9 protein-coding genes and 1 tRNA gene are annotated in these 12,618 nt (G+C 51.3%); all 10 read right to left on the bottom strand.

Annotated elements, in window-relative coordinates; translation table 11 throughout:
* Window positions 1-3: 3 nt before the first annotated feature.
* The 10 genes from VMW30_06110 to trpB all read right to left on the bottom strand — a co-directional run bounded on the left by VMW30_06110 (window position 4) and on the right by trpB (window position 12,618).
* Window positions 4-612, bottom strand: a complete 609-nt coding sequence (locus VMW30_06110; GenBank protein ID HUW87930.1) for a response regulator — start codon at window positions 610-612, stop codon at window positions 4-6.
* A 1-nt stretch (window position 613) separates the two neighbouring features.
* A tRNA-Leu gene (locus VMW30_06115) sits at window positions 614-686 on the bottom strand.
* Between the two features lie 48 nt (window positions 687-734).
* Window positions 735-2,174, bottom strand: a complete 1,440-nt coding sequence (pyk, locus tag VMW30_06120) for a pyruvate kinase (GenBank protein ID HUW87931.1) — start codon at window positions 2,172-2,174, stop codon at window positions 735-737.
* Window positions 2,175-2,183: 9 nt separating this feature from the next.
* Complete coding sequence (locus tag VMW30_06125; GenBank protein ID HUW87932.1) at window positions 2,184-3,632, bottom strand: glutamate synthase subunit beta; 1,449 nt, start codon at window positions 3,630-3,632, stop codon at window positions 2,184-2,186.
* Window positions 3,625-8,139: a glutamate synthase large subunit gene (gene gltB, locus VMW30_06130; GenBank protein HUW87933.1), complete on the bottom strand. Its 4,515-nt coding sequence runs from the start codon at window positions 8,137-8,139 to the stop codon at window positions 3,625-3,627. Before gltB ends, VMW30_06125 begins: the two co-directional genes overlap by 8 nt.
* 114 nt (window positions 8,140-8,253) lie before the next feature.
* Entirely contained in the window at window positions 8,254-8,961 is a 708-nt protein-coding gene (locus tag VMW30_06135; GenBank protein HUW87934.1) for a VIT family protein, read from the bottom strand.
* Between the two features lie 14 nt (window positions 8,962-8,975).
* Window positions 8,976-9,812, bottom strand: coding sequence for a prolipoprotein diacylglyceryl transferase (gene lgt / locus VMW30_06140; GenBank protein HUW87935.1), 837 nt, complete (start codon window positions 9,810-9,812; stop codon window positions 8,976-8,978).
* A 9-nt stretch (window positions 9,813-9,821) separates the two neighbouring features.
* Entirely contained in the window at window positions 9,822-10,487 is a 666-nt protein-coding gene (locus tag VMW30_06145; GenBank protein ID HUW87936.1) for a thioredoxin domain-containing protein, read from the bottom strand.
* A 137-nt stretch (window positions 10,488-10,624) separates the two neighbouring features.
* Entirely contained in the window at window positions 10,625-11,428 is an 804-nt protein-coding gene (trpA, locus tag VMW30_06150; protein ID HUW87937.1) for a tryptophan synthase subunit alpha, read from the bottom strand.
* On the bottom strand, window positions 11,428-12,618 hold the full coding sequence (gene trpB, locus VMW30_06155; protein ID HUW87938.1) for a tryptophan synthase subunit beta: 1,191 nt from the start codon (window positions 12,616-12,618) through the stop codon (window positions 11,428-11,430). Before trpB ends, trpA begins: the two co-directional genes overlap by 1 nt.

The raw sequence follows: 12,618 nt of genomic DNA on the forward strand, positions 1-12,618 counted from the left end.
GTCTTAACGCTCAGGCACAGCGCTTGGTGAAATGACGGCCAGGGCCACTTCCTTCATGCTCATCCGCCGATCCATGGCGGCCCGTTGAATCCAAGAGAAAGCTTCCGGTTCGCTCAGGTTAAGTGCTGCCATCAGAATTCCCTTTGCCCGATCAATGAGTTTGCGCGTTTCCAAGCGCTCCTGTAAATCTGCCACTTCACTTGCCAGCGACGTCATCTGCTTATGCCGACTCATCGCAATTTCCATCGCCGGTATGAGGTCTGTGACTGAAAATGGTTTCACGACATAGGCCATGACACCAGCATCGCGAGCGCGCTCCACCAACTCCTTCTGACTAAAGGCGGTGAGCATCAGAACTGGCGCGATGGCGATGATCTCTTCTGCAGCCGAGATTCCATCCAGCACCGGCATTTTCACGTCCAGGATGGCCAGGTCAGGTCGGTTCTCCTTGACCAGGTCAATTGCCTCTTGACCGTTACATGCTTGACCAACAACCTGGTAACCCGCTTCGGTGAGCATTTCGACAAGATCCATTCGGATAATGGCCTCGTCTTCAGCGACGACAATGCGTGCACCCTTAACTTCTGAAGATGTGGCCTGCGAAAATGTCATGTGCCCCGAGTCGGATTCGAACCGACACTATGCAGTGTTTGAGACTGCCCTCTCTACCGTTGGAGTACCGAGGCGCGCCCCATAGTCTAGCGAAAAGTGCGATTACTACGAATCAATAAGAATTAGCGATATGCCGGGGCAATTCCACCAACCGCATCGCCTACGCGGTGTACGCGCATCGCATTAGTGGATCCCGGAATTCCCGGCGGTGCTCCTGCCACAATCATGACAAACTCTCCGGATTGGGCTCGTCCAGAATCAAGCAATACTGCGTCAATCTGCTTCACCATTTCATCGGTCGTGCTGACGATTGGGGCAAGGAGCGACTCAACACCCCACGTGAGAGCCATGCGATTATAAGTACCGATATCTGGTGTTACAGCCAAAATCGGAATTCGAGACCGCAGTCTCGCCATACGTCGTGCCGAATCGCCGCTCTTGGTAAAAGCCACTAAGAATTTTGCGTTCAGAGTTTCGCCCACTTCGGCCGCTGCGCGAGTGATCGCTCCGCCCTTTGTCTTTGGAGAATGAAGGAGTCCGTGAATCCGGTCAAGACCGCCTTCCTCAGTCCTTTCAATAATGCGTGCCATTGTTTGAACTGCCTCAATGGGAAATTCCCCCACACTTGTCTCACCAGAGAGCATGAGCGCATCAGCACCGTCTAAAACTGCGTTAGCGCAATCGGTGGCTTCGGCGCGCGTCGGACGGGAATTGGAAATCATAGAATCGAGCATCTGGGTAGCAACGATGACCGGCTTGGCTGATTCGCGGGCAAGTTCGACACAGCGCTTCTGAACGAGTGGTACATCCTCGATTGGAAGTTCGACTCCCAAATCGCCACGTGCAACCATAATTCCATCGAAGGCGTCAATAATGGCCTCAAGATTTGCAACCGCTTGTGGCTTTTCAATTTTTGCGATGACCGGAACGCGTATCCCAACTTCGTCCATGATCTTGTGGACTCCGACAATGTCGTCGGCACTTCGAACAAATGAGAGAGCAATGAAATCTGCTCCAGCCTTCAATCCCCAGCGCAGGTCATCCTTGTCTTTCTCGGAAAGCGCAGGCACGGAGACCGCCACACCAGGCAGATTGATACCTTTATTATTACTCACCATCCCCGGTTCGATGACTCTGGTCACAACGTCATTGCCTTTTACTTCCACAACCTCCACAGTGACTTTCCCGTCATCAATGAGAATCCGGTCTCCCGGCTTGCAATCTCCTGAAAGGCCCTTATAGGTCGTACCGACTCGCTCCTTTGTCCCATCAACTTCATCCGTTGTAATCGTAAAGAGGTCTCCCCGGGAAAGTTCGTGTGGTCCGTCTAAAAAGCGAGCCAGGCGAATTTTCGGTCCCTGCAAGTCCACCAATATGGCCACGGCTTCGCCATGCTCCAACGCGGCCATTCTGACCATGTCAAGGCGGGCTTGGTGCTCCTCATAACTACCGTGAGAAAGATTGAGCCGCGCCATGTTCATTCCGGCGGAGATTAATGCACGAACTTTCTCCGGAGACTCAACAGCAGGACCCATCGTGCAAACTATCTTTGCTCTACGCATATATCTACCTTAAACCATCATGGGGCGTACAGTTGGAAGTATTGGCGAAAGAAGTTGAGTTCGACCTACGAGAAATGCATCTACCGATGCGGCTGCGCTTCGCCCTTCAGCGATCGCCCAGACAATCAGGGATTGACCCCGACCCGCATCACCGCAAACAAAAACTCCCTCAGTGGCCGTTTGATAGTCATCACTGCGTTCTACATTCCCACGTTCGTCAAAGGTCACTTCAAGTTGAGTGAGCAATTCGTTCTTCTCGGGTCCTACAAATCCCATAGCGAGGAAGGCAAAATCTGCATGTAATTCCCACTCAGTCCCTGCTATCGGCTGGAACTTCCCATCGATAAATTCTGTCTCTACAAGAGAGAGTGCACGGAGATTCCCATCCTCGTCACCTAGAAATTTCTGTGTCAACACAGAGAAAACTCGATTATCGAGCTCTTCGTGCGCACTCGAAACTCTAAAAATCATGGGGTAGGTCGGCCAGGGTTGGGAGCTTGGACGCTCAGTTGTTGGTCGAGGCATGATTTCCAATTGAGTAATGCTGGCCGCGCCTTGGCGGATAGCAGTTCCGAGACAGTCGGCCCCTGTATCTCCTCCCCCGAGAATAACCACGTGTTTACCATGAACATTGATTGCGGGTTCGACATCTTGCGATTGCAAATTTCCCCACGGTAGGTACTCCATGGCTTGGAATATCCCGGTAAGTTCGCGACCCTCGATCGGAAGATCGCGGGCCTGAGTTGCGCCAACGGCAAGTACGACTGCGTCATAGCGAGTGCGCAACTGCTGGCCACTTATTTCTTTTCCAACATCCACACCGGGGCGAAAGCGAGTACCTTCTGCTTCCATTTGAGCCAGTCGTCGATCAAGAACTGATTTCTCCATCTTGAACTCAGGAATTCCAAAACGAAGTAGTCCGCCAATCTTTGGAGCGCGCTCATATACAGCCACCGTATGACCAGCACGTGTGAGTTGTTGAGCTGCCGCAAGGCCAGCAGGCCCAGAGCCAATGACTGCAATTGTCTTACCCGTGAGCCGATCAGGTGGAAGTGGCTGGACCTCTCCTGCTTCGAATGCCTCTTCAATAGTTCGAAGTTCCACCTGCTTTATCGTGACTGCAGTTGAATTTATTGCGACAACACAGGCAGTTTCGCAGGGAGCCGGACAAAGCCTGCCGGTAAATTCTGGGAAATTATTCGTTGCATGCAAGCGGGCGAGCGCTTCCCTCTTATCGCCGCGCCAGATCAGATCGTTCCATTCCGGAATTAAATTTCCTAGTGGGCAGCCCTGGTGGCAGAACGGAATTCCACAATCCATGCATCGCCCGGCTTGCTTCTGCAACTGATCGAAAGGTTGAGGCTCATACACCTCTTTCCAATCTTGAATGCGCACATCCACTGGACGCCGGGTAGGCAACTCTCGTGGTGTAGTCATAAAACCCTTGGGATCAGCCATGTGCAACCTCCATTACATATTTGTCGGATGGAGCACCTTCTTCAAAGGCTCTCTTCATTGCCTCCAGGACGCGCGCATAATCTCGGGGCATAACCATCGAAATTCGAGGCAGCGTGGATTCCCAGTCTGCAAGCAATTCAGAAGCAACTTGAGAACCAGTTTCAGCGTAGAAATTGGAGACTATTAAGTAGAGCAAATCACGTTGGTCGTGTGGCACTGAGACGATATCTACCATCTCGGTATTGACCAGGGCGTGATCCAAGTCGAGGGCGAATGCCCTTCCCCCTGACATGCCAGCGGCAAAGTTACGCCCGATCTGTCCGAGTATGACGACGAGCCCGCCCGTCATGTATTCGCACCCGTGGTCACCGATACCTTCAACCACGGCCGTTGCGCCTGAATTGCGCACACAGAACCTCTCCCCGACAACACCGCGGATAAAGATCTCACCCGATGTTGCGCCATAACCAATCACGTTTCCTGCAATCACGTTTTCGTGCGATGCGAAATTGGCATCTGCGCTCGGAGAAAGAATGACGCGCCCACCCGAGATTCCCTTTGCAACATAGTCATTGGAATCGCCGACTAGCCGCAATGTAAGTCCTTGCGGAATAAAAGCGCCTAAGGATTGTCCCGCCGAACCGCGCAGGGTGATGTCAATGCAATCCGCGGGCAATCCCGCACTCCCAAATCGTCGAGTGATCTCTGAACCAAGCATGGTTCCCACCGTTCGGTTGACATTGCGGACAGGAAGATCAATCTTCACCTGTTCGCGATTATCGAGCGCGGGTTGCGATAGTTCGATGAGTTGATTGTCCAAGGCGGCATCTAAACCGTGATCTTGGTTAATAGTCTGATGAAACGGGCCATCTCCTGCCGGGCGAGTGAGCAGTGGAGAAAGATCCAACCCGCTCGCCTTCCAATAATTGACTGCATCTTGAGTTTCCAGCATCTCAATGTGTCCAACCGCTTCTTCCAGGGTACGAAAGCCAAGTTGCGCCAAGTACTCGCGCACTTCTTGGGCGATGTATTGGAAGAATGTTTCAACAAACTCAGGCTTGCCAGAGAACCGCTTACGAAGTTCTGGATTCTGAGTGGCGACTCCCACTGGGCATGTGTCCAAGTGGCACACCCGCATCATGATGCAACCCGAAACAACGAGCGGAGCAGTCGCAAAGCCAAATTCTTCAGCACCCAACAGGGCAGCGATCATGACATCTCGACCAGTTTTCAGTTGACCATCCGTTTGAACGACAATTCGGTCTCGTAGACCGTTGAGAAGGAGAGTTTGCTGGGTCTCGGCCAAACCGAGTTCCCACGGCGCGCCCGCATGTTTCAAGGATGTGAGCGGCGATGCACCAGTTCCACCATCATGGCCGGAAATGAGCACTACGTCAGCATGCGCTTTACTCACCCCTGCTGCGACAGTTCCGACTCCCACTTCGGCAACCAACTTGACGTGGATTCGAGCATTCCTATTTGCGTTCTTAAGATCATGAATCAACTGAGCAAGATCTTCAATGGAATAAATATCATGGTGAGGAGGCGGTGAAATTAATCCAACCCCGGGTGTCGAATATCGCACCTTTGCAATCCATGGGTAGACCTTGCCGCCAGGCAATTGTCCGCCCTCGCCCGGCTTTGCTCCTTGGGCAATCTTTATCTGAATGTCATCAGCATTAACCAAGTACTCACTCGTTACACCAAACCGACCACTAGCAACTTGCTTGATTGCGGAACGCTTGGAATCGCCGTTAGGCATTGTGATATAGCGTTCAGGATCTTCGCCACCTTCACCTGTATTCGACTTTCCACCTAACCGGTTCATCGCGATAGCCATGGTTTCGTGCGCTTCTTGTGAAATTGAACCGTAGGACATGGCACCGGTAGAGAATCGCTTCACAATGCTTTCGATAGGTTCCACGTCATCAATTGAAATCGGCGAACGAACGTCCTCTTTAAAATCGAAAAGCCCTCGCAAGGTCATCAGAGCCTTGCTCTGATCATCTACCTGACGTGTATAACGTTTGAAAACATCAAATCTCTTATTGCGCGTCGAATGCTGGAGGGTGAAAACTGTTTCGGGATTGAAAAGATGCGGTTCTCCTTCCCGCCGCCACTGATACTCCCCGCCGATTGGCAATCGCTTCGTTCCCGGAACTTCCCCCCCGGGTGGATAGGCAATGTGATGGCGTGCAATCGTTTCTTCTGCAATCACATTAAGTCCAACTCCGCCGAGGCGCGAGGTCGTACCAACAAAATACTCATCTACCAATTCATGAGAAAGTCCAATTGCTTCGAATACTTGGGCACCCGTATACGAGGCAATAGTAGAGATCCCCATCTTAGACATTACTTTAAGGACGCCTTTTCCTAAGGCCTTAATGAGATTGCGTACCGCCTTCTCTGGCGTAATTCCAGTGATCACTCCCTGGATGACTAAATCTTCCGCACTCTCCATCGCAAGATATGGATTAATGGCGGCCGCGCCATAGCCCACCAACACGGCAGCATGGTGAACTTCACGGACATCACCCGCTTCAACAATTAAACCGACTTTGGTACGAGTCTTCTCGCGAATCAAATGGTGATGGACCGCGGCGGTCAGTAGAAGTGAGGGAATGGGTGCGTTGTCGGCATCTCCATCTCGATCTGACAGAATGATGAGGTGCGCACCTTCGGCGATAGCCTGGGAGACTTCGGCGCGAATCTCATCGAGTCTCTTTCGAAGCGATTCTCCATCACCTGCAATAGGGAAGAGACCACGCACGATGTGCGCTGCAAATCCGGGATGATCTCCGTCCGCGTTCACATGAATGATCTTTGCCAATTCGTCATTGTCAATAATCGGGAAGTCCAATGCAATCTGTCGACAGGAGGCAGGGCCAGGATCAAGAAGGTTGTGTTCTGGGCCGATCGCACCACCCAGGGAAGTGACCAACTCTTCTCGAATCGCATCAAGTGGTGGATTGGTCACTTGCGCAAATAATTGCGAAAAGTAGTCAAAGAGAAGCCGAGGACGCTCAGAGAGGGCAGCAATTGGAGAGTCTGTACCCATGGATCCGAGTGGTTCAGCGCCATTTCTTGCCATGGGTGAAATGAGGATGCGAAGTTCTTCTTCGGTGTACCCAAATGCACGTTGGCGACGGATGACGGAGGAATGTGGATAGACAATGTGCTCGCGCGCAGGCAGGTCAACAAGTCGAACCATGCCCGCGTGCAACCACTCACTATATGGCGCAGCGGTTGCCAATTCCTCTTTAATCTCTTCATCTTCGATAATTCGGCCCGCTTCAATATCTACCAAGAACATTTTGCCAGGTTGTAGTCGACCCTTACGGACGATTCGCTCGGTTGCGATATCAAGAACTCCGACTTCGCTAGCAAGAACTACTAGACCGTCTTCTGTCACCCAGAAGCGAGATGGACGCAATCCATTTCGATCAAGTACCGCACCAACCTGATTACCATCCGTAAACGTCACACAGGCAGGGCCATCCCAGGCCTCCATCAGTGAGGCATGAAAAGCATAGAAATCTTTCCTGCTTTCCGACATGGATGCATGATTCTCCCATGCTTCCGGAATCATCATCAAAATAGAGTGCGGGAGTGAGCGTCCGCCCAGATAGAGGAGTTCGAGAACTTCATCAAATGAGGCTGAATCACTTCCATGCATATCGACAATGGGGAAAATTCTTGAAATATCACCTTTAAAGAGATCGCTCGCGAGCAAGGCTTCGCGTGCGCGCATCCAATTTCTGTTTCCCTTGACGGTATTAATTTCACCGTTATGCGCAATGAAGCGGTATGGGTGGGCCAATGGCCACGATGGAAAAGTGTTTGTCGAAAAACGAGAGTGGACCACGGCGAGCGGAGAAACCACCCGTTGGTCAGAAAGATCTGGGAAAAATACTTCAAGTTGACCCGTGGTCAGCATGCCTTTGTAAACGATTGTCTGAGAGGACAGCGACGGAAAATAAATTTTGAGAGAGTGTTCGGCCCTTTTGCGAAAACAAAATGCCAGTCGGTCAAGTTTGATCCCCGACTCTCCTGCTTTTCCAGCAAGAAAAAGTTGACGAAAGGTCGGCATCACAGAAAGCGCAGTCTTGCCAAGCGTTGAAGAATCAATGGGAAGATCACGCCACCCTAAAATATCGAGTTGTTCTTCGGAGGCTATTTGCGCGATCTCTTTGTCTATATTGGAATCATCGGAGATGAAGGCAATTCCCGCCGCATACGAACCGGACTCGGGAAGTTGAAAGGGAAGAATCTCGCGAAAGAAATTGTCAGGAATGCGAATCAATATGCCCGCGCCATCTCCACTATCCGGTTCGGCTCCTGACGCCCCTCGATGCTCGAGATTGCGAAGGGCGGTGAGTGCTTTCACAACAATCTCATGAGTGGCAACTTTGTTCAATGTTGCAACCATCGCCACGCCACATGCATCGTGCTCAAAGGCAGGATCGTACAGACCCTGCGCTTTAGGAAAACCCGATAGACCTAGCATGAAATATCGCTCCTGTTGTCCGGAAGGAAGGGACAACAATGGCCCGAGAAAGACTCTTACATCGCCTGACCTGGCACGCTGTAGAGGAGAAATCCTACCAGTGGCCTAGATTCGCTAGATCCCGGTGAGATGGACCAGTTGGCCAATTCCTGCGGTGATGGCCATACCCAGGGTTCCACCAAAAAGAACTCTCATAGTGGGAACAAGGACCGCGCTTCCGGAGGATTTTGCACTCATTACGCCGGTGGTCGCAAGGCCAACCAAAGCGAAACTGACAATGCTCCATACCTGAGTTCCTGGGGTCGGGGCAAAAGCACCCGCAAATGGGATGAGGCCGCCAAGCACGAAACTCGAAGCCGAAGCAATGGCTGCTTGGACGGGTCTGGCTCTCGTATGCGGGTGCTGCCCCAACTCATCGCGCAAATGAGCGGCCAGAGGATCCTTCTCATGCATTGCTACGGCCACCTGGTGAGCTAATTCCGGATTGAGTCCGCGGTCAATGTAAATGTGGGTAAGTTCGAGCAATTCTAATTCTGGAGAAGCGGCTAGATGCTCAATCTCGAGTAGGCGATCCGATTCTTCAATATCGTTCTGTGAACGCACCGAAATGTACTCACCTACCGCCATAGACATTGCGCCGGCAACTATCCCGGCAACGCCTGCGGTAATGAGAAAATCATTTGCATTCGCGGCAGATACGCCAATCATAAGACTCGCGGTTGAAACCAAACCATCATTTGCGCCAAGAACCGCAGCTCGTAACCATCCCGCCCGATGGGTTCGATGTTGCATATTTCGTTTGTAGACCTCTTCTAAACTCATGAAATAACTCTATATCACCAGTCGCTTGAAACCGTTGGGCGTTTTCCATCCAAACGGCCGCGACGCCAAAAGAGATATGCCGCACCGAGAGCTACAACAACGCTCACCCAAACATTGACTCGCAGGCCAGCGATTGTGTGGGCATTATCAATGCGCATAGACTCGATAAAAAAACGTCCTACGCAATAGGCAGAAATATAAAATAGAAAACTCTGTCCCGGTTTGAACTTGTGCTCTAACGTGATAATCAAGAACGCTACAAAAAGGCACCAAAGAGCTTCGTAGAGAAAAGTCGGTTGAAAAGTTTGGAAAGATTCATATCCGACAGGTCTAGAAAGCACTGGTATTTCAAGGCCCCACGGTAGCGTTGTTGGCTTTCCAAAAAGTTCTCCATTGAACCAATTACCGAATCTACCGATTGCCTGAGCAAGCAAGACTCCAGGTGCCAATGCATCAGCAAATTGTGCAAAAGAGAGCACTCCCGGCCGGCCCTGGCGCTTCAATCTCTCGTGCTGTATCCAAGCCACGAATGTCCCCAATGCGATTGCACCCCAAATCCCCAAACCGCCCTGCCAAATCTTGAATGCATCGAGCGGGTGCCCGTTAGAACCGAAATAGGCGTCCGGGGAGGTGATGAGGTGGTAAAGACGACCACCGATAATTCCGGCAGGGACTGCAGCGATGGCGACGTCAGAGACAATATTTTTCCCTCCGCCGGCACGTTGATAGCGTCGATCACCCAGGTAAATTGCCAGACCAATCCCGGTAACTATGCACAAGGCATAGAAGTGAATCGTTAATGGTCCCAGGCCAATTTCAGAGATGCTGGGCGTAGGGATTGAGCGAAACATTAGAAATTACTATTTAGCTTCGACCGCGGCGGCGAATCCAGCGGCATCAAAGTATTGAGTATTTCGATCGAGAGATTTCCCATTCACAAAAACAGTCGGAGTAGAATTTATGTTCTTGGCCGCGCCGTCATTTGCTACGTCATTGACCCAACTTGTATATGTTCCGTCATTGATGCAACTCTTAAATTTGCCGGATGAAAGTCCCGCTTCCGCCCCGGCAGTAATAAGCCCTGCGTTGGACCATGCACCGGAGTTCTCAGTCCCTTGCGTCTTATAAAGGTACGAGTGGAATTGAAGAAATTTTCCTTCATCTGCTGAACATGCAACTGCATTGGCTGCCAGGATTGACTCTGGTCCAAGGAACGAGAGGATGTGGAAGACAACTTTTGCTTTCTTTTCAGTGATTACCTTTTTAAGGTAGTCACCGTTTGTCGCCTCAAACTGTTTGCAAACCGGGCACTGAAGATCTTCCCAGAGATCAATCTTCGGGACGCCCGTCAACTCTGCATTAAAGACAATTCCATATCCATCAGCCTTGGAAACACTCGAAGGAACTGCGCTATTTGACGCCTTGTTTCCCATCACCGAAAAAATGACGCCCACAGCTAGAACGAACACAACCATGCCGATCACGATGTATTGCGTGATCTTGTCTCCCCCAGATTGCTTAGCCATTGGCCATCCTCTTTCCTATTCGTATCCTTCATTAGGACTTTTAAGTATGCGAGCAGCAAGTCGAAGGGTATCGAAATAATTGGAATAAGAAGAGAATCTCAGCAAAAACCCAGGCAAATGTGACGCGAACCGCACTCTTAGCGGCCTTCGCGAACCCCCATTGCGAGTTCCTTGGCCAATTCGCCAATCGCTACCAATCCGTCTTCATGACTCTTTGCTTCCAATAGAGCTTTGATGAAAGCTGATCCCACAATCACTCCATCGGCAAAGCCCGCTACGTATCGCGCCTGCTCACGAGTCGACACTCCCAGACCCACCGCCACTGGCAGATCAGTTGTACTTCGAATACGCGAAACAAGATCTTGGGCACCTGATGACATCGTGGTTCGTGCGCCAGTCACTCCCATCAAACTAGCCGCATAAACAAACCCTGAACATTTCCCCGTCACCGCCGCAATTCGCTCCTGTGTCGAGCTGGGCGCAAGTACATAAATGGTATTGACGCCGGCTGCGGAAGTAGCCGCCTGCCACGTTTCAGATTCTTCAATTGTTAAATCCGGGGTGATGACTCCAGAGCCTCCGTTGCTCGCGATGGCTTTGGCAAATGCATCCACTCCATAACGCTCTATCGGATTCCAATACGTCATGACAACAGCAGGTAGTCCAGCATCATGGGCGAACTTTAAAGTAGAGAGAACTTCGGCCGCCCCGGTACCACCCCTGAGAGAGATATCGGCTGCTTCTTGAATTGTTGGACCGTCCATCACTGGGTCGCTATAAGGGAAGCCGATCTCGATAGCGTCCACTCCCGCACGTGCCAAGGCGGAGATCGCATCCTTACATTTTTGGGCAGATGGAAATCCTGCAGGCAAATACGCAATAAGAGCAGCGCGATTTTCCCCACGAACCTTCGCTAAGAGCTCCTCGAGAGGCGTTGTCATCACAACTCGATCTTAAAATAATCGGCAGCAGTAGCGACGTCTTTATCTCCGCGACCAGAGAGATTTACCAGCAATACTGCTTCAGAGCCAAGTTCCTTGCCAACCTGCATGGCACCGGCCAGCGCGTGTGCGCTTTCAATTGCAGGGATGATTCCCTCCGTACGCGAGAGAAGACTAAATGCTTCCATTGCTTGATCGTCATTGATCGCACGATATTCGGCTCTGCCTGTGTCGTAAAGGTAAGCATGCTCGGGTCCGACACCTGGATAATCAAGTCCGGCAGAGATCGAATGCGATTCGATGGTCTGGCCATTCGAATCCTGCAAAACATACGAACGCGTGCCATGCAAGACGCCTACTGAACCACCCGTGATGGTCGCTGCATGACGACCCGTCTCGATCCCATCGCCACCGGCTTCGAGTCCGATGAGTCGTACCGATGAATCTGGGATGAAGGCGTGAAAAATTCCAATTGCGTTTGATCCGCCGCCAACGCAAGCAAGAACCGCATCGGGCAAACGGCCAATCAATTCTAAGACTTGTCCACGGGCTTCTTCGCCGATGATTTTTTGGAAATCTCGCACAAGCGTCGGGAAAGGATGTGGTCCGGCAACAGTTCCAAGCAGGTAATGAGTGGAATCAACGTTTGTAACCCAGTCTCGCATTGCCTCATTGATGGCATCTTTAAGTGTTCGGGAGCCAGTTGTCACCGGTATGACTTCAGCTCCTAATAATTTCATTCGTGCGACGTTAAGCGCTTGACGGCGAATATCCTCTTCACCCATATACACAACGCATTCAAAACCAAAAAGTGCAGCGGCGGTTGCCGATGCAACTCCATGTTGCCCCGCGCCCGTCTCGGCGATAATCCTCTTCTTTCCCATCCGCTTGGTGAGTAGCGCTTGCCCCAGGACGTTGTTGATTTTGTGACTACCCGTGTGATTCAAATCCTCGCGTTTGAGAAGAATGCGTGCACCACCTGCATGCTCAGCAAATCTTTTTACTTCGGTGATTATGCTCGGGCGACCCGTATACGTGAGGTGAAGATTCTTTAATTCACTTTGAAAATCTAGATCATTGATTGCAGAATTGTGTGCTTGCTCGAGTTCATCCAAGGCGCCAATGAGAGCCTCCGGCACGAATCGCCCGCCGTAAGGACCAAAGTGCCCGATCACTTCTACATCGCTCAT

Source organism: Candidatus Paceibacterota bacterium, from assembly GCA_035530615.1.
Lineage (GTDB): Bacteria > Actinomycetota > Actinomycetes > Nanopelagicales > Nanopelagicaceae > QYPT01.

Bases quoted from the DNA above. Each gene is read 5' to 3' on its own strand.
- VMW30_06110 (HUW87930.1), bottom strand. From the start codon at position 612: ATGACATTTTCGCAGGCCACATCTTCAGAAGTTAAGGGTGCACGCATT.
- pyk (HUW87931.1), bottom strand. From the start codon at position 2,174: ATGCGTAGAGCAAAGATAGTTTGCACGATGGGTCCTGCTGTTGAGTCT.
- VMW30_06125 (HUW87932.1), bottom strand. From the start codon at position 3,632: ATGGCTGATCCCAAGGGTTTTATGACTACACCACGAGAGTTGCCTACC.
- gltB (HUW87933.1), bottom strand. From the start codon at position 8,139: ATGCTAGGTCTATCGGGTTTTCCTAAAGCGCAGGGTCTGTACGATCCT.
- VMW30_06135 (HUW87934.1), bottom strand. From the start codon at position 8,961: ATGAGTTTAGAAGAGGTCTACAAACGAAATATGCAACATCGAACCCAT.
- lgt (HUW87935.1), bottom strand. From the start codon at position 9,812: ATGTTTCGCTCAATCCCTACGCCCAGCATCTCTGAAATTGGCCTGGGA.
- VMW30_06145 (HUW87936.1), bottom strand. From the start codon at position 10,487: ATGGCTAAGCAATCTGGGGGAGACAAGATCACGCAATACATCGTGATC.
- trpA (HUW87937.1), bottom strand. From the start codon at position 11,428: ATGACAACGCCTCTCGAGGAGCTCTTAGCGAAGGTTCGTGGGGAAAAT.
- trpB (HUW87938.1), bottom strand. From the start codon at position 12,618: ATGAGCGATGTAGAAGTGATCGGGCACTTTGGTCCTTACGGCGGGCGA.